Source organism: Mesorhizobium sp. ES1-4 (assembly GCF_020164745.1).
Taxonomy (GTDB): domain Bacteria; phylum Pseudomonadota; class Alphaproteobacteria; order Rhizobiales; family Rhizobiaceae; genus Mesorhizobium.
Genome location: NZ_JAIUGV010000003.1, coordinates 183,713 through 204,483, shown reverse-complemented (window position 1 = coordinate 204,483; position 20,771 = coordinate 183,713). Strand labels below are relative to the sequence as shown.

Genomic DNA, 20,771 nt, shown 5'->3' with positions numbered 1-20,771 from the left:
CGCTATAGTGCACCAAATGAGGGTAAACCCGCATGGCAGGACACGGCGGCTCCAGGACGGTCATCTATGCGGCGCTCGCAGGCAATCTTGCCATCGCCGTGACCAAATTCGCCGCCGCCTTTTTCACGGGCAGTTCGGCCATGCTGTCGGAAGGCGTGCACTCGCTGGTCGATACCGGCAATGGCGGTCTGCTGCTTTACGGCATGCACCGCGCCGCGCGTCCGGCGGACCATACGCATCCGCTCGGGCATGGCCGGGAACTCTATTTCTGGAGCTTCATCGTCGCCCTGCTGGTCTTCGCGCTCGGCGCCGGCGTGTCGTTCTACGAGGGCATCGTCCACATCATGGCGCCGGAGCCGGTCGCCAATGTCAAGATGAACTATATCGTTCTCGGCCTGTCTTTCCTGTTCGAAGGCAGTTCCTGGCTGGTGGCGCTGAAGGAACTCCGCAAGCAGAAAGGCAGGCAAGGCTGGCTGCAAGCCGTGCAATCGAGCAAGGACCCAAGCGTCTATACGGTGCTGTTCGAAGACAGTGCGGCCCTTCTCGGCCTGGCCATCGCCTTTGCCGGCATCTTGGCGGCGGAGATTCTCCAGGTGCCCGAACTCGACGGCGCCGCCTCGATCGGCATCGCGCTCATCCTCGGCGCGACGGCGATCTTCCTGGCGCGTGAAAGCAAGGGCCTGCTCATCGGCGAGCCGGCCTCTCCCGAAGTCCAGGGAAAGGTGCTGGCGATCGCGCAGCAGGATCCGGCGGTGCAGCGGGCGAACGGTGTGCTGACGGTCCATATGGGGCCGGAAGAGATCGTTGCCGGCCTGAGCATCGAATTCGAGGACCATCTGGCGGCGCCGGAGATCGAGGCCTGTGTCGAGCGCATCGAGGCGCGGCTGAAGAAGGAAATGCCTGAGATCACGCGGCTGTTCGTCAAGCCGCAGACGTCAGGCACTTGGGAAAATCGGCACAAGCTGAGCGAATCGGCGTCCGAATAGAGTTTGAGCATGATCCCGAGAACCGCATTTCCCCTTCGGCATCGTGCCCTGGCCTCCAGTGCAGCGTCGCGCCGTTGCCTCGCGTCACCGCTCTAACTCTTTGTTTTCACGCAATCCCGGACGGAAAACCGCTACGCACTTTCCTGGAACCGCTCTAAGATCAGCCGATCGATATTGGAGGAAGGACGATGAGGATAGACGGCGGTTGTCATTGTGGTGCCATCACCTATGAGGCGGAGGTCGACCCGGAGAAGACCTCGATCTGCCACTGTACCGATTGCCAGCAGCTGACCGGTACGGCCTTTCGCGTCTCGGTGCGGGTGCCCGAAGAGGACTATCGGATCACCAAGGGCACACCGAAGGTCTACGTCAAGACCGGGTCCAGCGGCGCCAAGCGCGCCCAAGGTTTCTGCGGCGAGTGCGGCTCGCATCTCTATGCAACGTCGGTTGGCGAGGGACCGAAGGTCTACGGCATCCGCGCCGGTACGGCGCGGCAGCGCGAGGAACTCGTGCCGAGGCGGCAGTTCTGGCACCGCTCGGCGCTGCATTGGCTGCCGGAATTCGAAGGCACGACGATCATCGAAGAGCAATAGCGTTCAGTCGTCGCCTTCAACGACCCTCAACCGCAGCTGCCCGGTCTTGGAATCGGCCACGCGCGGTGCGGCCTCCGCCTTGGCGGCGCTGCCGCGCGGAGCATCGGGTTCGCCTTCCCCGAACTCTAGCGCCTCGATCTTCTGGCCGCGCTTGGTCACTTTCGAGGTCGAGACGAGGATATCGTCGATGTCCTTGGCCGACTGGCCGAAATGGCCCTGCAGCTTGCGCACCCGCTCGTCGACGCGCTGGACGTCTTCCATCAGCCTGATGACTTCGCCCTGGATCAGATGCGCCTGTTCGCGCATGCGGGCGTCCTTGAGGATCGCCTGGATGACCTGGATGGACAGCATCAAGAGAGAAGGCGAGACGATGACGACGCGGGCGCGGTGCGCCTTCTGGATGACGGCTTCGAAATTCTCGTGGATTTCGGCGAACACCGATTCCGACGGCACGAACATGAAGGCGGTGTCCTGCGTTTCGCCCCGGAGCAGGTACTTTTCCGAGATGTCGCGGACATGGATCTCGATGTCGCGGCGAAAGGCCTGGGCCGCGGCCTTCTTCAGGTCGGCGCCGTCGGCGGCGCGGATGGCATTCCAGGCTTCCAGCGGAAATTTGGCGTCGATGGCAAGCGACGGCGCGCCGTTCGGCATTTTCACCAGGCAGTCCGGCCGGCTGCCGTTCGACAGCGTCGCTTGGAATTCATAGGCGCCATGCGGCAGGCCGTCGGCGACGATCGCCTCCATGCGCGACTGGCCGAAGGCGCCGCGCGTCTGCTTGTTGGAGAGGATCGCCTGCAACTGCACGACCTGGCCGGCCAGCGACTGGATGTTGCCTTGCGCGGTATCGATGATCGCCAGCCGCTCCTGCAGTTTCGCCAGGCTCTCATGCGTGGATTTGGTCTGCTCGGTCATGGTCTGGCCGATGCGGCCGGTCATGGCGTCGAGGCGCTGGCCGATCGATTGCGTCAATTCGGCCTGCCGGGCGCCGAACACTTCGGCGATGGCCCCCATGCGGCCCTGCATTTCGGCCTGTGCCTGCAAAATACCTGCCATGCGCGCCTCGGCGTCGCGGGCATGGTCGGCGGCTTCCGCCGCGGCGACCGCGCGCGCCTTGGCCGACCGCCACAGCGCAACGACGAGTGCCGCGAACAAGCCGAGAAACAGCAATGCGCCGAAGGCCAGCGCGTGGCCGAGCGTGATTGTCGAGGCGCCGAGCCGCGCGACAGGCTCCGAAAGGATGGTGCTCAGGTCATTCATGTGGACAGCATATCCGATTCGGCAGGCTGGCACAGATCAAAACGTGAACGAGGCTCAGGCGCACCGGTTGACGCCTTTCTTTTGAGGTCTTAGGTGGAACGCCATGCCGATCAAGCCGCTCATCATCCTTCCCGACCCCATCCTGCGCCAGGTTTCCAAGCCGGTGGAACGCGTCGACGCGCCCTTGCGCAAACTGGCCGACGACATGCTGGCGACCATGTATGACGCGCCCGGCATCGGGCTGGCGGCGATCCAGATCGGCGAACCGCTGCGCATGCTGGTGATCGACCTCGCCAAGGAGGACGAAACGCCCGCGCCGCACGTCTTCATCAACCCGGAGATTCTCGAAAGCGCCGACGCGCGCTCCGTCTACGAGGAAGGCTGCCTGTCGATCCCGGATTATTATGCCGAGGTCGAGCGCCCCGCCTCGGTGCGGGTCAAATATCTCGACCGCGACGGTACGCTGCGGGAGATCGAGGCCGAAGGGCTGATGGCCACCTGCCTGCAGCACGAGATCGACCATCTCAACGGTGTGCTGTTCATCGACCATATCTCGAAACTGAAGCGCGACATGGTGGTGAAGAAGTTCAAGAAGCTCGCCAGGGACAAGGCGCCGGGCAAGCTGGTGGGATAGGGGTCATTTGAGGGGGCCGCGCAAAATCCAGTCTTTACCGAACTCAATGGTTTTTGAAGCAATTTCCAGAGCAAACGCTCGAGATTCCGGTGAGAATATCAAAACTATAACAATAGCTGCTGCGCACAACGGCGTCAGATAGATGGCAAAAGCCCGCTCGCTCCGTTTTGACAGTTCGCCTTCCTTGAATTCCTCCTCTCGGGATCTGTATTCCGCGATTGGGGCATGTCGTTTCCCGAAAGGTTTTTGGCCGCGCAGCATGTGAAGCCTCCGAGGAGCAGGTGCTTCGAATCATACTGGAAGTTAGTTAGTGTAGACTTAACACCTCCTATTGAAAGATGCCTCTTGAGGTGATATCATTGATATCACTTTTGGAGGATTTTAATGGGCGACATCCTAGTTCGAGATATTCCGGAACCATTGAAACGAGAAATCGAGCAAGCTGCCCGCAAGACCGGCCAGAGTCTATCGGGGAAGGCGATCGATCTTTTGCGTAAAGGCATGGTCGCCGAAAAGGAGGCCAAGCCAGGGCCTGGTCTGTCAGCATGGGACAACATTCGCTCCGCGTTAGCGGCCGAGAATGCGGTCGACGACGAGTTCGCCGAGATCATGGACGAAATCGAAGCGGAGAGAAAACGCGACTTCGGGCGACCGATTGAGGATTTCGAGTGATCGTCCTCGATACCAATGTCATTTCCGAAACGAGCAGGACGACACCCGATGCGAACGTGGTCGAATGGTTTCGCAAGCAGGAGTTGCTCGACTTGTATCTGTGCGGCCCCGTCGTCATGGAGCAATCCTTCGGTGCTGAACGGTTTCTGAACACGACCGGCTCCGATCGTCATGTCCGTACTCTCGATCACCTGATCTCGAAGCAGTTCTCCGGTCGTGTCGTCGAATTTGCTGGCTCCATCCCCCGTCTTGCCGGCAAGCTCCGGGCGGCGCGGGAAAGGATCGGCCGGCCTATCAGCCTTCCGGACGCCATGATCGCCGCGATCTGCCTCGCGCATGACGCTACGCTGGCGACACGCAATGTCCGCGACTTCGACGGACTTGACCTCAAGCTCGTAAACCCGTTTGAAGCGGTTGCCTGAGCCGGCGCGCAAGCAGAGAAAGACCACGGAAGAAAAATGTCCCTTCGCGTCATCTTCATGGGCACGCCGGAGTTTTCGGTGCCGACGCTGCGCGCCATCGCCGAAGCCGGACATGAAATATCAGCTGTTTACACGCAGCCGCCCCGTGCCGCCGGCCGGCGCGGGCTGGAACTGACGCCGTCGCCGGTGCAGCGCGAGGCCGAGCGGCTGGGTATCGAGGTGCGCACGCCGACATCGTTGAAGGGCGACGCCGAGCAGGCCGCTTTCGCCGCCCTGGGCGCCGATATCGCCGTGGTCGTCGCCTATGGCTTGCTCCTGCCCAGGGCGGTTCTGGAGGCCCCACGGCTTGGCTGCGTCAACGGCCACGCATCGCTTTTGCCGCGCTGGCGCGGCGCCGCCCCCATCCAGCGCGCCATTATGGCTGGAGACGGCGAGAGCGGCATGATGGTGATGCGCATGGAGGAAGGCCTGGATACCGGCCCGGTGGGATTGGTTGCAAAATGCGCCATCGGCCCCGATATGACAGCCGGCGATCTGCATGATCGGTTGATGAGCGTTGGCGCTGCCCTGATGGTGGAAGCGCTGGCGCGGCTGGAAGCGAACACCCTGGAATTTACCGCGCAGGCGGCGGAAGGGGTGACTTATGCCAGAAAGATCGATAAATCCGAGACGCGCTTGGATTGGACACGGCCCGCGGCCGAGGTCCACAACAGCATTCGTGGCCTGTCGCCCTTTCCCGGCGCCTGGTCCGAGATTGAAATTGGCGGCCGCATGGAACGGCTGAAACTGCTTCGCTCGACGCTGTCCGAAGGCGTGCCGCTTTCGGAAGATTTGGGCGAGTCGGGAGGAATTCTCGATGACCGGCTGACGGTCGCCTGCGGAAAAGGCGCGATCAGACTGGTCGAAGTTCAACGTGCGGGCGGAAGGCCCGCCGCCGCGTCGGAATTCCTGCGCGGAGCCAAGATCGAAAAAGGACTGAAATTCTCATGAGCATGATGTCGATACGCGCGGCGACGCCGCGGGACCGCGAGGCCATCCGCCTCGTCGAGGAACACGCTTTCGGCCAGCAGGCGGAGGCCGGACTGGTCGACGCTCTGGTGACCGGCGGTGACGCCGTCGTCGAACTGGTGGCGGAAGAGGACGGCCAGGCCGTTGGCCACATCCTGTTTTCGCGGCTGTTCGTGCAGAACGGCGGCAAGAGGTTTGCCGCCGTGGCGCTTGCCCCACTGGCGGTGGAGCCGTCTTTTCACGGCTCCGGCATTGGCGGCGCGCTGATCCGCGAGGCCCATATACGGCTCAGGGATGCCGGCGAGACGCTGGCCGTGGTGCTGGGCGATCCGGCCTATTACGGGCGTTTCGGCTATAGCCATGCACGCGCCGAGAACTTCGAAAGCGAATACCAGGGCGAAGCGCTGCAGGCGCTTGCCTGGGGCGACGCGCCCGAAGCCGGCAGGCTGGTCTACGCTTCCGCCTTCACCGCTCTCGCCGCCTAGGCGAGAGCGTATATAGCCGACCGGCATGCCGCGTTTTCGCCTCGACATCGAATATGACGGCAGCCTCTTTGCCGGCTGGCAGCATCAGGCCGACCAGCCTTCGGTGCAGCAGGCGATCGAGCAGGCGATCGAGAAGTTCTGCGGCGAAGAGGTCCGCTTGCGCGCCGCCGGCCGCACCGATGCCGGCGTGCACGCGACCGCGCAGGTGGCGCATGTCGACCTTGCCAAGGCGTGGCCCGGCGACAAGGTGCGCGATGCCGTCAATGCCCACCTGCAGGCGGCCTGCGCCCGGATTGCCGTCCTGAAGGCCGCGATCGTTCCCGACGACTTCGATGCCCGTTTCTCGGCCACCGGCCGGCACTATCTTTACCGTGTCCTCAATCGGCGTGCGCCCGCGGCGCTGGAGAAAGGCAAGGTGTGGTGGGTGCCGAAACGGCTCGATGCCGCCGCCATGCACGAGGCGGCAAAAGTCCTCCTCGGCCGGCACGACTTCACCACTTTCCGCTCCACCCAGTGCCAGGCCAACAGCCCGGTCAGGACACTGGAGCGGCTGGATGTGAGCCGGACGGGCGACATGATCGAGGTGCGAGCGTCGGCGCGGTCGTTCCTGCACAACCAGGTCCGCTCCATGGTCGGCTCGCTCAAGCGGGTCGGCGACGGCGGCTGGACATCAGGCGACCTCAAGGCGGCACTCGAGGCGCAAGACCGGGCCGCCTGCGGCCAGGTGGCGCCGCCCGACGGGCTTTTTCTCATTGGCGTCGATTATCCCGGGTAGAACCCGGCATAGAGCCCGGAAAGGCTCTGAGCCCCGACGTCCTCAGGCACGGTGATGCCAAGCAGCATCTGCAGCCCGAACAGCACCAGCAGCGAAGCAATGAACATGCCAGCGAAAACGGCGGTGCCGACGGCGGCGCCCCTGCCGATCGTGGCGTTGGTCATGCGCCAGGTCAGCACCATCGACACGGAAAACAACAGCAGCGACACAAGGCTCGAGACCTGGCTCGTCGATGACAGGAAAAGCCTGATCAGCGCCGAAGGCAGCATCAGCCAGGCGGTGATGGCCGAGGCCCAGTTGCTGGCGACGACATAGTGGACGAAGCGCCCGCCGATGCCGGCGCGTGGCGCCACCAAAGCGAGCGCGACCAGCGGCAGCACCCACGAACCAATATCGACCGTCGCCAGCCGCACCAGCATGCTGAAGCGGGCGGCGAAGGCATCAGGGTCGCCGATCTCGTTGGCGATGCCGACCCAGCCGACGATCAGCGCCGGAGCCGCGACGATGATGGCGAAGAACGAATTCCAGAAGCCGTCGGCCGAGAGGTCGAGCAGGCGCAGCCCGTCGACCTTGCCGAGCATCAGCCGCCAGGCGCCGGTCAGCGAAGCTTGAGTTTCGTCCGCCGAAAGCATGCTCAGCCCTGCCCGAACCAGTCTTCAATGAAGCGTTGGTAGATTTGGGTCAGCGTTTCCAGATCGGCAAGAGCGACGCGTTCGTCGACCATGTGCATGGTCTTGCCGACCAAGCCGAATTCGACCACCGGGCAGTAATCCTTGATGAAGCGCGCATCCGATGTGCCGCCGGAGGTCGACAGCGCCGGCTTTTTGCCGACCACGGCCTTGACCGAGCCGCTCAGCGTCTCGACCAGCCTGTCGTCTCGGGTCAGGAAGACATGGCTCGGCCGGTCGCGCCAGACGAGGTCATAGTCGACCGGCGTCTTCTTGCCTGGCCGGTATTTCTTGCGCCCCGCCGCCTGATCCAGCCGGTTGTGGATTTCCGCCTGGACCGTCTCGGCCGTCCAGCTGTCGTTGAAGCGGATGTTGAAGGTGGCGGTCGCCTTGGCGGGAATGACGTTGGTTGCCGGGTTGCCGACGTCGATGGAGGTCACCTCCAGGTTGGTCGGCTGGAAGTCCTTTGTTCCCTTGTCGAAGACAGGATGCAGCAAGGCGTCCACCAGGCTCATCAGGCCGCGCACCGGATTGTCGGCAAGCTGCGGATAGGCGGCATGGCCCTGGCGGCCATTGACGGTGACGCTGCCCGACATCGAGCCGCGCCGGCCGATCTTGATCATGTCGCCGAGCGTGTCAGGATTGGTCGGCTCGCCGACGATCGAGGCGTCCCATTTCTCGCCCCTGGACGCGGCCCATTCGAGAAGCTTGACCGTGCCGTTGATGGCCGGTCCTTCCTCGTCGCCGGTGATCAGCAGCGACACCGAGCCCTTCGGGCCGCCATTTGCCTCGACATGACGCGCCACCGCTGCGATGAAGCAGGCAATGCCGCCCTTCATGTCGACAGCGCCGCGGCCATACATCTCGCCATGGGCGATCTCGGCGGCGAAAGGCGGATGTGTCCAGGCGGCTTCGTCGCCGACCGGCACCACGTCGGTATGGCCTGCGAACATCAGGTGCGGGCCGTTGCCGGAGCGGCGTGCATAGAGGTTCTCGATATCGGGCGTGCCGTCCTCGGAGAACACCGGCCGATCGATCACGAAGCCGAGCGGCTTCAGCATCGCCTCCAGCGCGCTCAGCGCGCCGCCTTCGGCTGGCGTCACCGAGGCACAGCGGATGAGAGAGGCAAGGTTTGCAGCGGGGTCGGTCGGCAGCGTCATGGCAAAAGCGATAGTCGAAAGCGAAAGGCCTGTCACTGCCAGACGTTGGGGCCAACTCCATGGCCGACGATACCGCCGACATTATGGTTTTCATGTCGTATAGTCGCACTGGTGCGGAGAAACCGATGGCAAAGGGCGGAAAGCGGATCGTCATTGCCGGCGCGGGCAGCATTGGCTGTTATGCCGGCGGCTGCCTTGCACTCGCCGGGCGGCAGGTGGTTCTGCTCGCGCGGCCGCGCATCGAGGCAGCGCTGCGGCAGGCCGGATTGCGTGTCAGCGACCTCGAGGGCCGCGATCGGCTGGTCAAGTCCGAAGACCTTGCCGTCACCACCGATCCTGCTGCCGCCTTGCCGGAGGCCGATGTGATCCTTGTCACCGTCAAGAGCGGCGCGACGCGGGAGATGGCGGCACTCATCAAGGCGCATGCCCGTCCCGGTGCCGTGGTGGTGAGCCTGCAGAACGGCGTCGACAATGCCGAAAGGCTTCGCGTGGCGGGAGGCCCGCGGACGGTGCTGGCCGGCATGGTCCCGTTCAATGTCGTGCAATCGGCCGATGGAGAGCTGCCGCTGCGCGTCCACCGCGCCAGCGACGGCGTGGTGATGGTCGAAGACGGGGAAACCGGCCTTGCCGGCCTTCTCGACGTCGAAGGCCTGGCTGTCGAAACGCATGGCAACATGAAAGCCGTGCTGTGGGGCAAGCTTCTCATGAACCTGAACAATGCGCTGGTGGCGCTGTCGGGCCTTCCGCTGGCAACCGAACTTGCCGACCGGCGCTGGCGGCTGATCCTCGCCGGCCAGATCGAAGAGGCGCTGCGGGCGATGAAAGCCTCCGGCATCGAACCGGCGCGCATCGCCGGCCTGCGTCCCTCGCTGCTGCCGAAGGTGCTCAGGCTGCCCGACTGGGTGTTCAGACTGCTGGCGCGGCGGATGCTGGCGATCGACCCGCAAGCACGTTCGTCGATGTGGGATGACCTGCAACGCGGCCGGCCAACCGAGATCGACGACCTGCAGGGCGCCGTCCTGCGTCTCGCTGAAAAAGCCGGCACGCCGGCGCCCGTGGTCGAGCGCGTCAGCGCTCTGGTGCGCGAGGCGGAAACGGCCGCGCATGGCTCACCGGGACTGGCGCCCGAACTGGTCAGCGCGGCAGCTGGCGACCGTCGATCAGCGTGATCTTCTGCCAGATCTTGCGCGACAGGTTGGAGCTCAGATTCTCGATGTCGTTGACGCCGTCGATGACGACGTCATCATTGACCGACTGGGCGAACAGGGCGGCGACCTTGCCGGTGATCGACAGCATTTCCGAGCAATAATCGAGGTAACGCGCCAGATCGGCGGCATTGGTGAGACGCGCAGGCGAGTGCGCCGTCGGTTTGAAACTGGCTGAAAGCGTCGCCGGATCCTTGGTCAACTGGTGCATGTCGATGACGTGGATCAGCGAGCGCAGGCCATGCAGCTGGCGAAAGACCTTCTTGCGCTTGATGCGTTCCTCGGTGCGGATCAGGGCCAGAAAGCCGAGCACGGCGAGGATCACGGTGTTGATCGAGGCCTCGATGCCTTGCACCGATTGCACGGCATCGTCGGTTCCGGAAATGCGATCCAGCGGCAGGATGGTGCCGACGAACACGAAGATCAGCACACCGGCGACGAAGGCCGCGACAATCAGGCCGCGCAGCCACCAGATCGGTTCCTCGAGCGCCTTTGCCGCCTTGGCCAGGTCGCGCGACAGCGATACCAGTTCGGCCGCGACGCCGCGCAAGCCCGCATCCGGAAAGCGGTCGGCAATGCGGCCCTCCAACCGTTCGGCCGTCTCGACGATCAGCCTCGGATCGAGCGTGCGGTAGCGCATGGCGAGATATCCGACCTCATGAAATCGGGCCTCAGGGTTGCGCCGGCTCGTTGGTGCGCCTGCCGTAGCGGTTGGGTCCAGGCTGCCCTGGAAACAGGCACAAAACAAGGAAGGCGACGATCGAGACGACCGGCACGAACAGGATCAGCGCGGCAATGCCCGGCTTGTCGAGGTCGTGCAGCCGTTTCACCGCCAGCGCGATGTTCGACCACAGCGAGCCGATGAAGGCGATGAAGAAGATGAACGACCACATATTGCTCTCGGCCGAGCCTTCCGGCACCAGCGTGAAGCGGTACAGCGGGAAGGCCTGGATGATGGCGACCAGCAATCCACCGAGAAAATAGGCCGCGCGGCTGACGCGGCCCGATGTTTTGAAGAAAAGCCAGGTGAGATCCGATCTTTCAGGCAAGCGGGTCCGATCCATATTGATTGGCACCCCTGGTGCCTTCGAGGATGCCGAGTTCCACCAGCAGCCAGATGCCGCCGATAATGGGTACGAGGCCGATAAGCGTCCACCAGCCCGACTTGTTGCGGTCGTGCCAGCGTTTGGCATAGAGGGCAATCGCGAAATAGATCGACCCGAGCGCGACGAGCATGCCGACGATGCCGACCTGGGCGCCACTGGCGGTGGTGAAACGTGTGCCCAGGATCGCATCGAGAATGAAGGCTACGATGGCGATCACGATGAATATGCCGATACCGGCCCAGAACTTGGCGCGGTTGATGCGGCCGTCGAACTTGTGAGCAGATACTTCCAGTCCATGTCACCCCTCCATTTTGAACCAGCGCGACCGATCGTCGCGCCGGTGGAAGGTGCGCCTGCCCGGCGGAAAGATCAATCGCGCAGCAATTCGTTGATCGAGGTCTTGGACCGGGTCTTGGCGTCGACGCGCTTGACGATGACGGCGCAGTAGAGGCTGGGGCCAGGCTCGCCATTGGGCAGCGGCTTGCCGGGCATCGATCCGGCGACGACCACGGAATTCGGCGGCACCTCGCCATAGAAGACGTCGCCGGTGGCGCGGTCGACGATCTTGGTCGACTGGCCGATGAAAACGCCCATGCCGAGCACCGAGCCTTCGCGCACGATGCAGCCTTCGACCACTTCGGAGCGCGCGCCGATGAAGCAATTGTCCTCGATGATGGTCGGGCCGGCCTGCATCGGCTCCAGCACGCCGCCGATGCCGACGCCGCCCGAAAGGTGGACGTTCTTGCCGATCTGGGCGCAGGAGCCGACAGAAGCCCAGGTATCGACCATGGTGCCGCTGTCGACATAGGCGCCGATATTGACGAAGGACGGCATCAAAACGGCGCCCGGCGCCACATAGGCCGAACGGCGCACGATCGACGACGGCACGGCGCGGAAGCCCGCCTTCTCGAAATCGGCGGCGCTCCAGCCGTCGAACTTGGATGCTACCTTGTCCCACCACACGGCCTCTCCGGGGCCGCCCTTGATGATCTCCATCGGGTTGAGCCGGAAGGAGAGCAGCACCGCCTTCTTGAGCCACTGATTGACGTGCCACTTGCCGTCGGCCTGCCGCTCGGCGACGCGGACGGCACCGCGGTCGAGCAGGTCGAGCGCCGACTGGATGGCGTCGCGCATCTCGCCGCGGGTGGCGGTCGAAATGGCGTCGCGTTCCTCGAAGGCCCTGTCGATGGTCTTTTCGAGGCTCGCCAGATCGGGCTTCGACATGAATTTGCTCCATTACCAAGCTGTTAAGGCCTGCGCCTTAACCTGTTTAAAAGTCGCGCGGACCCTATGTTAAGGCTGAATGAGGGTCAATCGCGGCTGCGTCACGGGACGACGCAAGTAAAGGAATTGGACGGGTGGATTCGATGACTCCCATGGAAAAGGCGGGATGGACGCCGCTGCCGCATTCGGACGAGGATCTGGAGCGGTCTAAGAGCGTGCCGGACACGCCGCAGACGCGAGCCGAGACCTACCGCTTGGCCTGGAACGATCCAGACTTCATGACGCGGCGCGAACTGCGCGCGGTCAGGCTGCAACTGGAACTGCTGAAACCGGAGATGATCCTGGCCGAGCGCGGCATCCGTTCGACGGTGATCCTGTTCGGCGGTGCGCGTCTGCCCGAACCCGGCGGCGAGGCCTGGGCGGCCAAGAACGAGACGCAGAAGAGGAACCTCGAGGAAAACAGCAAATATTACGAGGAGGCGCGCAAATTCGCCCGCCTCTGTTCGCGGCAGTCGGCCACCTCGTACTACCGCGAGTACGTCGTGGTGACCGGCGGCGGACCCGGCGTGATGGAAGCGGGAAACCGTGGCGCCGACGATGTCGGCGCGCCGTCGATAGGGCTCAACATCGTGCTGCCGCATGAGCAGGCGCCGAACCCCTATGTGACGCCGGAACTCTGTTTCAACTTCCACTATTTCGCCATCCGCAAGATGCACTTCGTCATGCGCGCCAAGGCCGTGGCGGTGTTTCCCGGCGGCTTCGGCACGATGGACGAGTTCTTCGAGACGCTGACGCTGATCCAGACCGGGCGCATGGAGCGCGTGCCGGTGATCCTGTTCGGCAAGTCCTTCTGGAAGCGGGCGATCGACCTCGACTTCCTCGCCGAGCAAGGCACGATCAGCCCGGGCGACCAGGACATCATCGAGTTCGTCGACACGGCCGACGAGGCCTGGGGCATCGTCAGCCGCTTCTACGGGCTAGGGGAGTAGGAACGGGGGAAGGGAACTGGGGAAAGGGAACTGGGGAATTGAGGAAATGAAGAATTGACGAAATAAGGGACATAGTCGTGCGTCCAACAATTCCTCAATTCCTCAATTCCTCAATTCCTCAATTCCTCAATTCCTCAATTCCTCAATTCCTCAATTCCTCAATTCCTCACTCCCTTACGACTATGGCCGTGAGGAACGTGGCGAGATCGTCGGTGACGTAGTCGACGTCGTCTTCCTGCGCCGGGTCGCGTTCCCAGATTTCCGAAAAGGTCGGCTCGAAATTGCGCGGCACCACGAGCACCGTGGTCATGCCCAGCGACTTCGGCACGGCCAGGTTGCGGGCGAGATCCTCGAACATCACCGCGTTGTGACCGGTGACGGCGTGCAGTTCGGCGAATTTCTCGTAGGTCTGGCGCGCCGGCTTGGGGTTGAGGTCGGCGGCGACGATGTCGAAGATGTCGTCGAAATGGTCGAGGATGCCGAGCTGGCGCGCGGTGCGCTCGGCGTGCCTGCGGTCGCCGTTGGTGAAGATGAACTTGCGGCCGGGAAGCTGCCGGATGGCGGTGCCGAGCACCGGATCGGGCACCAGCCACGAATAGTCGATGTCATGGACCTTCTCGAGAAAATCGTCAGGATCGATGCCATGGCGCGTCATCAACCCGTTCAGCGTCGTGCCGTATTCGCGATAGAGCTCCTTCTGCAACTTGCGCGCCTCCTCGCGCGGCAGCGCCAGCAGTTCCCCGACATAGGCGGTCATCTTGACGTCGATCTGCGAGAACAGATTCGAGTGGTGCGGATACAGCGTGTTGTCGAGGTCGAACACCCAGTCGGTGACATGGGCGAACCGGGCGGGATCGGGAAGCGTGGTCATGCGCTCCTTATGGCACGAAACAGGGATTCTGAAAGGGACTTTATCCACAACTATTGCGCGTTGAAGTTGCAGAAATAGCCTCACGATTCAAATTTTATGCATCCGGGAAAGGTAGCCTTCAGGGCTTGCTGGCACAGAGACAGTCCAGTGGGAGCTTGCGATGAACAGCATCATTCTGAAATCCGCCGCCATCGCTTTCGCCTCCGTCGCCACCTCTCTCCTGCTGACGCTGATCGTCGTTCCGGCGATGGGGTTTCCTGTCAACCGGACGATCTGGCTGGCGTCGACGCTCTGTCCGCTGGTGCTTGCATGGGTGGCCTGCGCCAGCACTTTCTGGCAGAGCGACCGGCTGAAGAACGCGCATCGCGAACTTGCCCGTGCCCATGCCCAACTCGCGGCCGCGCACCGCCGGCTGGAGGAAAAGGCGAGCCGCGACGACATGACCGGCATGCTCAACCGGGAAAGCTTCTTTGCCGCGCTGGATGGTTCCCGGCGCAAGTCCGACCGCGGCGCACTGCTGATCATCGACGCCGACCATTTCAAGGCGATCAATGACAATTTCGGCCACCTGACCGGCGACGACGCGCTGCTGTTGATCGCCAGCGCCATCGAGCGCGGCGTACGGAGCGGCGACGTGCTCGGCCGCATCGGCGGCGAGGAGTTCGGCGCGTTCCTGACCGGAGCCACGGAACAGGAGGCCAAGCGCGTTGCCGAACGGATCCGCCGCGAGGTCGAGCTGATCCGCTTCCGGCCCGTCGACGAACGAACCATTCCGTTGACCGTCAGCATCGGCGGCACCGTCTGCGGCGAGGATGTCAGCGTATCGGACCTGATGCGCGCCGCGGACCGGCGCCTCTACCAGGCCAAGCATGCGGGCCGCAACCTGACGATCCTGGATACCGACATTTCCGCGGCCGCATGACTAGACAGGCCCGGCGTACCCGACCCGTTAAGCAATCTCTAACCCTGTTTGCATCCGGTTGTGCCGCTTGTCGGCCCGTTCACAGCCTTGAGGCCATGGCACGATCCTGGCTTGCCCGACGATGCGTGTGCCGATGCCACCCAGCGCGATCAACTCGGGCGGCTGAAGGCCGAGGCGCCACAGGCGCGCTGATTTGAATTCTCGACGATTTACCGTCCCGATCGGCCGAAGCGCCGTTCGAGATAGGCTTGGCCGAATTCCAGTGCGATCGACAGGATCCAGTAGATCATCGAGGCGGTGATCAGCATCTCGATATGACGGAACTCCGTCTGGCCCATCGTGCGGGCGAGATACATGATCTCCCACACGCCGACCACCGATACCAGCGAGGAATCCTTCAGCATGGCGATGAATTGGTTGCCGGTGGGCGGGATGATGACGCGCATGGCCTGCGGCAGGATGACGAGCGCCATGGTCTGGCCGGGGCTCAGGCCGAGCGCGGTGGCGCCTTCGCTTTGCCCGCGCGGAATGCTTTCGATGCCGGCGCGGAAGATCTCGGTCATGTAGGCGCCATAACACAGCGACAGCGCCACGATGCCGGCCGGCACCGCGCCGATCACGTAGCCGACCTGCGGCAGGCCGAGATAGATGATGTAGATCTGCATCAGCAACGGCAGGCCGCGAAACAGCGACGTGTAGAAGGTCGCCAGCCCGTAAACGATGCCGTTTCCGGTCAGCTTGGCGATGGCGCCGACAAGCGCGATGGTCGTCGCGATCAGGATCGAGATCGCCGAGATGTAAAGCGTCGTGGTCACGCCCTGGGTGATCAGGAAGCCGACCTTCCTGGCGATAAATGCAAAGGAGAGGTCGAAGGAATAGAAGAACAGCATCAGCAGAGCGAACAGCTCTATCCAGACGCCGGCGATCTGCTGGCGCCGGGGCAGGAGCAGCAGCAGCTTGCAGTTCACCAGCACCAGGAGGGCGATCAACACGGCGGAGAGGCCGCGTGACAAGGCTGGGTTGGCCTGCAACCAGTCGGATGCAAGCGGCATCAAAGAGCCGATCCAGCTCGACTTGATGCCCATGACGTAAAGGGCGGCGGCCAGCAGCGCAGGAAAAAGCGCGCCCGCGGCGCGGCGGGCGAGTCCCGGATGCGAGAGCATCAGCCTGCCGATCATGCCGTCACCTTGTCCTTGGCGGTGGCGCGGCGTTCCCGCCACCAGTCCTGCGCCTGCAGTTTCCAGTAGGTGAGCTGCGCGGCGGCCAGGCCGGCGCCGCCGCCAGCCCAGTTCAGTCCGAACGGTGCGAACTGCCGGTACCGGTCCGAAACGCCCAGAATGCCCTCGGCGACAATTTTTCCGGCAATCGCCGTGGTGTTGAGGCCGTGGCCGCCGAAAGCGGTGCAATACCAGACGCCTGGCTGCAGCTCTCCGATCTGGGGCATCAGATGCCGGGCATAGGACATCAGCCCTGACCAGGCCAGTTCGGTCTTGAGGCTGGCAAGCTGCGGGTAAGTGCCGACCATCTCGCGGCGCAACTCGCGCGCCAGCGCGTCGGCAGAAGCGGCACGCGTGGTAATACGCCCGCCCCACAAAAGGCGATTGCCGCTCTCGACCAGACGATAATAGTCGCCGGCCCGCCTGTTGTCGCCGACAGCATCCGTCGTGGCCACGGCTTGCGCAATGAGGCGGGGAGCCGCCTCGGAAACCATCACATAGGTCGCGATGGGTAGAAAGGCGCGATGGAGCTGGCCGAAAACCGGGCCGGTATAGCCGCCGGTCGCGAGCACGATCCGGGGTGCTCGAAGCGTGCCCTGTCTGGTGCGAAGCATCTTTTGCGGCCCTGCGAGATCGCATTCCACGACCTCCGAGCTTTCGTGGATGTCGCCGCCAAGCCGCTCGATCTCGTCGGCAAGGCAACGCAGATAGTTCAGCGGATGGATGTGAAAGGCGTTCGGGTCGCGCACGCCCTGGTGGTAGCGGGCCGACTTCAGCACCGACCGGACCTCTTCGCTCTCGAGATACTGAAGTTCATAGCCGTGGTCGTGTGCCATCCGTTCGGCATAAGACTTCAGCGCATGGCCGTCGTCGTAGCGCAGGACGCTGAGCAGGCCGGCGCGCGGCTGGGCAGCCGATATTTTGAGCGTCTCGATGGTGTCGCGCACGAACTCGACGCCCTCGATCGACAGCCGGTGCAGGTCGCGCGCCGCCTCCGCGCCGACACGTGCGGCGATATTGTCGCCGCCGGTGGCGAAGCCGGGCGTGACGAAACCGCCATTGCGGCCCGAAGCGCCGAAACCGACGGCCTGGGCTTCCAGCACGGCGACACGCAGTCCGGCACGGGCCAGCTGCAGCGCTGTCGTCAACCCGGCCAGTCCGGCGCCGACGACGGCCACGTCACATTGCGACTCACCTTTGAGCGGAGGCCTCGTCTTCTGGTCGGTCAGGGTGCGGGCGTAATAGGTGTCCGGATAGGCCATCGATGACTTCGCGTGAGGGGCATGCATGGGTGACGCCCGCCGGCTGCCGAGGGGCAGCCGGCGGAATGATTTTACTTGGCGCTGTAGTCCTTGCCGTACCACTTCGTGGTCAGCGCGGCGAGCGTGCCGTCCGTCTTCATCTCGGCGAGGATGCCCGCGACCTTTGCGGTCCACTCGGGATCCTTCTTCTCGGCGATGACGACGAGCGGCTCGCGGAAAGCGTATTCGCCTTCCAGGATCTTCACGGGATAGCCGTTCTTGATGGCATTCTGCGCCGTCTGCTCCGGGGCGATCACGGCATTCAGGCGCACGCCGTCGCCAAGCCGCAGGTCATCGAAGGGAAGCATGGAATCCGCATAGGTGCGGACCTCGCCCGGCTCGAGCTTGTATTCGATGGGAGGCAGACCGGGCGCGTCGATTTCGAGCTTGCGGCGGATAAAGTCCTCCGAGGTGGTGGCCGTCTCGACGCCGATGACCTTGCCGTTGAGATCGGTAACCGTCTTCGCGTCGCTGTCCTTGTGCACGACATAGACGTAGGGGCTGTAGTAATAGATGCCGACAAAGTCGATCACCTTGGAACGGGCCTTGGTCGGCGTGACCGATCCGACGCCGAGGTCGTAGCGTCCCTGCCAACGGCCGCCGGTCAGCGTCGCCCAGTCGGGCGTTTCGAACGAGACCTCGACACCAAGCCGCTTACCGATCTCGCGCGAGACATCGATGTCGAAACCGGCGAGTTCGTTGCTGTCGTCGAGAAAGCTCTGCGGCGGCCAGGCCGCGTTGGTGGCGATGACCATCGCCTTTTTCGAGGTGACGCGGTCCAGGGTTTCCCCGGCCATGGCTGCCGTTGTGATCGCCAATGTCGCGGCGGCAAGAACAGCTAGATCGAGCAGCTTTTTCAAAGTTATCCCTCCCTTGTGGTCAAAACTGACAGCATGCGTGACAGACGTCGGACCCCGGCGGTTCGGCGACAGGCTCAACGCGGATCGGTCTTGGTTGTGCCCACCACGGCCGAAACTGGTCCCCTCCTGATGGATCGGCGTCTGTGACCCCGGACAGTCAGCTCGCAAAAAGAAGGCTTCTACCCGGCGAAATGACGGATAATGGCGATAGCGCAGTCATTGCGTGCCTTGAGCCGGCAAAGTGCCGGATGTGTTCGCCCTGCTCCGCTCGCGCCGGCCAGACTTCCGGATTGTCGCGGAGGCGGTTCAGCCGATAGGATCGCGTGACAGATGAGATGGTTGCGGCCCGGATCGAACGAGAGGATTTGTTTGTGGAATTGACTGATAAGGATCGTCAGCTGCTCGCGCTGATGCAGAAGAATGCGCGTGAACCGGTCGCGTCGCTGGCACGTCAGCTCGGCGTATCGCGCACAGCGCTGCAGGAGCGGATACAGAAGCTGGAGGCAGGCGGCATTATCGAAGGCTATGCCGTGCGGCTGAACAATGCGGCGGTCCAGAACGCCGTCCACTGTTTCACGCTCGCCGCCCTGAACAACAAAAGCTATCCGGACGTCTCCAGAAAGATCAGGGCAATGCCTTCGATCCAGGCGGTCTACGCCATAACCGGCGAGTGGGACCTGATCATCCACCTTGCCGCCGAGACGCTCGAAAAGCTGAACCGCCAGGTCAACGCCGTGAACGAAATCGGCGGCGTCATCAAAACCGCTTCCCATGTCGTGATGGAGACGAAGTTCAACCGGACCATGTACGCATTGTAGCAGGTGGCATTGCAGGAGGTTGCGGGACGTCCCGGCGGCGGCGGAGAACGCTCGGCCAGCCAGGACGTTCTGCCGCCATTCAGTCGAACTAGACCGTCGCCGGGTCGAGTGCCGGCTGCCCCTTGCGGCGCGCGACGATCGCCTCGAAGTCTGCGGTCTGGAAGGCATCGCGCAAGGCGTCGAAGGACGGCAGCACGAAATAGGCGCGCTGGAATTTGTCGATCTCGTAGCCGGTGCGCATCACCGTCTCCAGGTCGAAAGGCACGTGGTGGGCGTCCTTGCCCTCGACGGCGAACTGCAATTCGGTGAAGGACGACATCAATCCGGCGCCAAACGCCTTCAGCGGCTGGCCGGCCTCCCGCATCAGGCCGTATTCAGCCGTGTACCAGTAGAGCCGGGTGATCATCTCGTCGCCGCCGAGCGCGATGATGTCGCCGGCCTTCTTGCCGTACATCCGCATGAAGTCGGCAAAGACCGGCTGGGACAGCACAGGCACATGGCCGAAGAAATCATGGAATATGTCCGGCTCGACGATGTAGTCGAGCTCCTGCCTTGTGCGCAGCCAGTTGGTGACCGGGAAGCGGCGGTTGGCGAGGTGATCGAAGAATGGCGCGGCGGGAATGAGGCCCGGTACGGCAACGATCTCCCAGCCGGTCAGCTTGCGCAGCCTGGCGCTGACATCAGCGAAATCGGGAATGGCATCGAGCAGGCCGAGCTTCTCCACGCCGTCAAGATAGGAATGGTGGGCGAGCTTGCGCGTCAGCCTGGTCTGGCGGTCGCACAGCGTGCGCCAGACCGCCTGCTCCTCGGCCGAATAATCATAGCCCTGCGCCACGGTGAAATCGGCGCGGCAGACCGAATAGTCGCCGCGCAACCCTTGCGCCGCGCAGTCACGGGCATATTCGGCAACGCTCATCGTCGTCATGGCTTTTCTCCTCGCAAATCATCAATGGTTGACGTGTCGCAAGGCTAACCCGACCCGCAGAGGCAAATCGGTTTTGATGATGGCTCGCTCGCCACATTTGGGATAGCATTCACTCGAAATTCGGCCGGGAGGAGTGAAAATGCCTCAGTTCGACGATTTCGAGGTCAGGATGCTCGATGTCCTGCAGCGCGACGGGCGCAAGCCCGTGTCCGAGCTGGCGCAGGAGATCGGGCTCTCCACCACGCCCTGCGCGCGGCGCTTCGAAGCGCTGCAGGAAGCCGGCATCATCAAGGGATTTGCCGCCCTGATCAGCCGACGTGCGGTCGGCCTGATGGTCGAGGTGTTCATCCAGGTGCGTCTGGTCAGCCATAGCGACGGCTCGCCCGAAAGCTTCATTGCCGCCGTGCAGCGCATGGACGAGGTGTCGTCATGCTGGACGATGACCGGCGACCACGATTTCCTGCTGCATGTCATGGTGCCGTCGGTCGACGAACTCAACGCCTTCGTCATGCACCGGCTGATGCGGCTCGACGGCGTGCGCGACGTCCACACGCAGCTGGTGCTGCAAAACATCAAAGGACCTGGCCACGTGCCGCTCGCGCATCTCAGGCGCTGATGGTAACGGCCTTCTCGTTTTTTAAGGAAAGCTGCACGCAAACTGCTGGAACCGATC

At 63.4% G+C, this 20,771-nt stretch carries 25 protein-coding genes and 1 pseudogene; 13 read left to right on the top strand and 13 right to left on the bottom strand.

All coding sequences use genetic code 11. From position 1 onward, the window contains the following. Window positions 1-32 precede the first annotated feature (32 nt). Both LB556_RS06955 and LB556_RS06950 read left to right on the top strand, forming a co-directional pair. Entirely contained in the window at window positions 33-986 is a 954-nt protein-coding gene (locus LB556_RS06955) for a cation diffusion facilitator family transporter (protein ID WP_224565431.1), read from the top strand. A 188-nt stretch (window positions 987-1,174) separates the two neighbouring features. Beyond that, a complete protein-coding gene (locus tag LB556_RS06950; protein ID WP_224565429.1) occupies window positions 1,175-1,579 on the top strand; it encodes a GFA family protein in 405 nt (134 codons plus the stop codon). A 3-nt stretch (window positions 1,580-1,582) separates the two neighbouring features. On the opposite strand, the gene LB556_RS06945 is transcribed toward LB556_RS06950, so the two are convergent. Then, window positions 1,583-2,836: a DNA recombination protein RmuC gene (locus LB556_RS06945; RefSeq protein ID WP_224565427.1), complete on the bottom strand. Its 1,254-nt coding sequence runs from the start codon at window positions 2,834-2,836 to the stop codon at window positions 1,583-1,585. Between the two features lie 103 nt (window positions 2,837-2,939). On the opposite strand from LB556_RS06945, the gene def reads away from it, so the two are divergent. Continuing rightward, window positions 2,940-3,470: a peptide deformylase gene (def, locus tag LB556_RS06940; RefSeq protein WP_224565425.1), complete on the top strand. Its 531-nt coding sequence runs from the start codon at window positions 2,940-2,942 to the stop codon at window positions 3,468-3,470. A gap of 3 nt (window positions 3,471-3,473) precedes the next feature. Here the strand turns inward: def and LB556_RS06935 are convergent, their stop codons facing one another. Next, window positions 3,474-3,731 (bottom strand): hypothetical protein, encoded by a 258-nt coding sequence (locus LB556_RS06935; protein ID WP_224565423.1) that lies wholly within the window; start codon window positions 3,729-3,731, stop codon window positions 3,474-3,476. Between the two features lie 123 nt (window positions 3,732-3,854). Here LB556_RS06935 and LB556_RS06930 point away from each other — a divergent pair, with 123 nt between their 5' ends. From LB556_RS06930 to truA, 5 genes are read left to right on the top strand one after another with little or no spacing between them, the layout of a single operon-like run. Further along, window positions 3,855-4,142, top strand: a complete 288-nt coding sequence (locus LB556_RS06930) for a plasmid stabilization protein (RefSeq protein ID WP_224565421.1) — start codon at window positions 3,855-3,857, stop codon at window positions 4,140-4,142. Next, window positions 4,139-4,564 (top strand): type II toxin-antitoxin system VapC family toxin, encoded by a 426-nt coding sequence (locus LB556_RS06925; RefSeq protein ID WP_224565420.1) that lies wholly within the window; start codon window positions 4,139-4,141, stop codon window positions 4,562-4,564. The genes LB556_RS06930 and LB556_RS06925 overlap by 4 nt, the downstream gene beginning before the upstream one ends. Window positions 4,565-4,600: 36 nt before the next feature. Continuing rightward, window positions 4,601-5,554 (top strand): methionyl-tRNA formyltransferase, encoded by a 954-nt coding sequence (fmt, locus tag LB556_RS06920; RefSeq protein WP_224565418.1) that lies wholly within the window; start codon window positions 4,601-4,603, stop codon window positions 5,552-5,554. Then, window positions 5,551-6,057: a GNAT family N-acetyltransferase gene (locus tag LB556_RS06915; protein WP_224565416.1), complete on the top strand. Its 507-nt coding sequence runs from the start codon at window positions 5,551-5,553 to the stop codon at window positions 6,055-6,057. Before fmt ends, LB556_RS06915 begins: the two co-directional genes overlap by 4 nt. 25 nt (window positions 6,058-6,082) lie before the next feature. Then, entirely contained in the window at window positions 6,083-6,832 is a 750-nt protein-coding gene (truA, locus tag LB556_RS06910; RefSeq protein ID WP_224565414.1) for a tRNA pseudouridine(38-40) synthase TruA, read from the top strand. On the opposite strand, the gene LB556_RS06905 is transcribed toward truA, so the two are convergent. Further along, window positions 6,820-7,464 (bottom strand): transporter, encoded by a 645-nt coding sequence (locus LB556_RS06905; protein WP_224565412.1) that lies wholly within the window; start codon window positions 7,462-7,464, stop codon window positions 6,820-6,822. The two genes, truA and LB556_RS06905, sit on opposite strands and share 13 nt — an antisense overlap. 2 nt (window positions 7,465-7,466) lie before the next feature. After that, window positions 7,467-8,660 carry a succinyl-diaminopimelate desuccinylase gene (dapE, locus tag LB556_RS06900; RefSeq protein ID WP_224565410.1) on the bottom strand — a complete coding sequence of 398 codons (1,194 nt, stop codon included), beginning with the start codon at window positions 8,658-8,660 and terminating at the stop codon, window positions 7,467-7,469. A gap of 125 nt (window positions 8,661-8,785) precedes the next feature. On the opposite strand from dapE, the gene LB556_RS06895 reads away from it, so the two are divergent. Further along, the gene (locus LB556_RS06895) at window positions 8,786-9,829 is read left to right on the top strand and encodes a 2-dehydropantoate 2-reductase (protein WP_224565408.1); all 1,044 of its coding nucleotides are present in this window, start codon (window positions 8,786-8,788) and stop codon (window positions 9,827-9,829) included. Here LB556_RS06895 and LB556_RS06890 read toward each other — a convergent pair. The 4 genes and pseudogenes from LB556_RS06890 to dapD form a co-directional block, all read right to left on the bottom strand. Further along, window positions 9,795-10,505, bottom strand: a complete 711-nt coding sequence (locus LB556_RS06890; protein ID WP_224565406.1) for a hypothetical protein — start codon at window positions 10,503-10,505, stop codon at window positions 9,795-9,797. The genes LB556_RS06895 and LB556_RS06890 overlap by 35 nt on opposite strands. A gap of 31 nt (window positions 10,506-10,536) precedes the next feature. Further along, complete coding sequence (locus LB556_RS06885; protein WP_224565404.1) at window positions 10,537-10,914, bottom strand: DUF805 domain-containing protein; 378 nt, start codon at window positions 10,912-10,914, stop codon at window positions 10,537-10,539. Continuing rightward, window positions 10,907-11,268, bottom strand: a pseudogene (locus LB556_RS06880) (DUF805 domain-containing protein). Before LB556_RS06880 ends, LB556_RS06885 begins: the two are co-directional and overlap by 8 nt. Window positions 11,269-11,340: 72 nt before the next feature. Next, window positions 11,341-12,195 carry a 2,3,4,5-tetrahydropyridine-2,6-dicarboxylate N-succinyltransferase gene (gene dapD / locus LB556_RS06875; protein WP_224565402.1) on the bottom strand — a complete coding sequence of 285 codons (855 nt, stop codon included), beginning with the start codon at window positions 12,193-12,195 and terminating at the stop codon, window positions 11,341-11,343. 143 nt (window positions 12,196-12,338) lie between these two features. On the opposite strand from dapD, the gene LB556_RS06870 reads away from it, so the two are divergent. Continuing rightward, a complete protein-coding gene (locus LB556_RS06870) occupies window positions 12,339-13,184 on the top strand; it encodes an LOG family protein (protein ID WP_224565399.1) in 846 nt (281 codons plus the stop codon). Between the two features lie 166 nt (window positions 13,185-13,350). Here LB556_RS06870 and LB556_RS06865 read toward each other — a convergent pair whose 3' ends face one another. Further along, the gene (locus tag LB556_RS06865; protein WP_224565397.1) at window positions 13,351-14,055 is read right to left on the bottom strand and encodes a pyrimidine 5'-nucleotidase; all 705 of its coding nucleotides are present in this window, start codon (window positions 14,053-14,055) and stop codon (window positions 13,351-13,353) included. A 160-nt stretch (window positions 14,056-14,215) separates the two neighbouring features. Here LB556_RS06865 and LB556_RS06860 point away from each other — a divergent pair, with 160 nt between their 5' ends. Then, entirely contained in the window at window positions 14,216-14,977 is a 762-nt protein-coding gene (locus LB556_RS06860) for a GGDEF domain-containing protein (RefSeq protein WP_224565394.1), read from the top strand. Window positions 14,978-15,186: 209 nt separating this feature from the next. Here LB556_RS06860 and LB556_RS06855 read toward each other — a convergent pair whose 3' ends face one another. From LB556_RS06855 to LB556_RS06845, 3 genes are all read right to left on the bottom strand, one after another. Further along, window positions 15,187-16,155 carry an amino acid ABC transporter permease gene (locus LB556_RS06855; RefSeq protein WP_224565392.1) on the bottom strand — a complete coding sequence of 323 codons (969 nt, stop codon included), beginning with the start codon at window positions 16,153-16,155 and terminating at the stop codon, window positions 15,187-15,189. Then, window positions 16,152-17,456 (bottom strand): NAD(P)/FAD-dependent oxidoreductase, encoded by a 1,305-nt coding sequence (locus LB556_RS06850; protein WP_224565389.1) that lies wholly within the window; start codon window positions 17,454-17,456, stop codon window positions 16,152-16,154. The genes LB556_RS06855 and LB556_RS06850 overlap by 4 nt, the downstream gene beginning before the upstream one ends. A gap of 71 nt (window positions 17,457-17,527) precedes the next feature. Further along, window positions 17,528-18,292, bottom strand: coding sequence for a transporter substrate-binding domain-containing protein (locus tag LB556_RS06845; protein WP_224565947.1), 765 nt, complete (start codon window positions 18,290-18,292; stop codon window positions 17,528-17,530). A gap of 434 nt (window positions 18,293-18,726) precedes the next feature. On the opposite strand from LB556_RS06845, the gene LB556_RS06840 reads away from it, so the two are divergent. Then, window positions 18,727-19,173, top strand: coding sequence for an Lrp/AsnC family transcriptional regulator (locus tag LB556_RS06840; protein WP_224565387.1), 447 nt, complete (start codon window positions 18,727-18,729; stop codon window positions 19,171-19,173). 88 nt (window positions 19,174-19,261) lie between these two features. On the opposite strand, the gene phhA is transcribed toward LB556_RS06840, so the two are convergent. After that, on the bottom strand, window positions 19,262-20,098 hold the full coding sequence (gene phhA / locus LB556_RS06835) for a phenylalanine 4-monooxygenase (RefSeq protein WP_224565385.1): 837 nt from the start codon (window positions 20,096-20,098) through the stop codon (window positions 19,262-19,264). 139 nt (window positions 20,099-20,237) lie between these two features. Here phhA and LB556_RS06830 point away from each other — a divergent pair, with 139 nt between their 5' ends. Then, window positions 20,238-20,714: an Lrp/AsnC family transcriptional regulator gene (locus tag LB556_RS06830; RefSeq protein WP_224565382.1), complete on the top strand. Its 477-nt coding sequence runs from the start codon at window positions 20,238-20,240 to the stop codon at window positions 20,712-20,714. The last annotated feature ends 57 nt before the right edge of the window (window positions 20,715-20,771 follow it).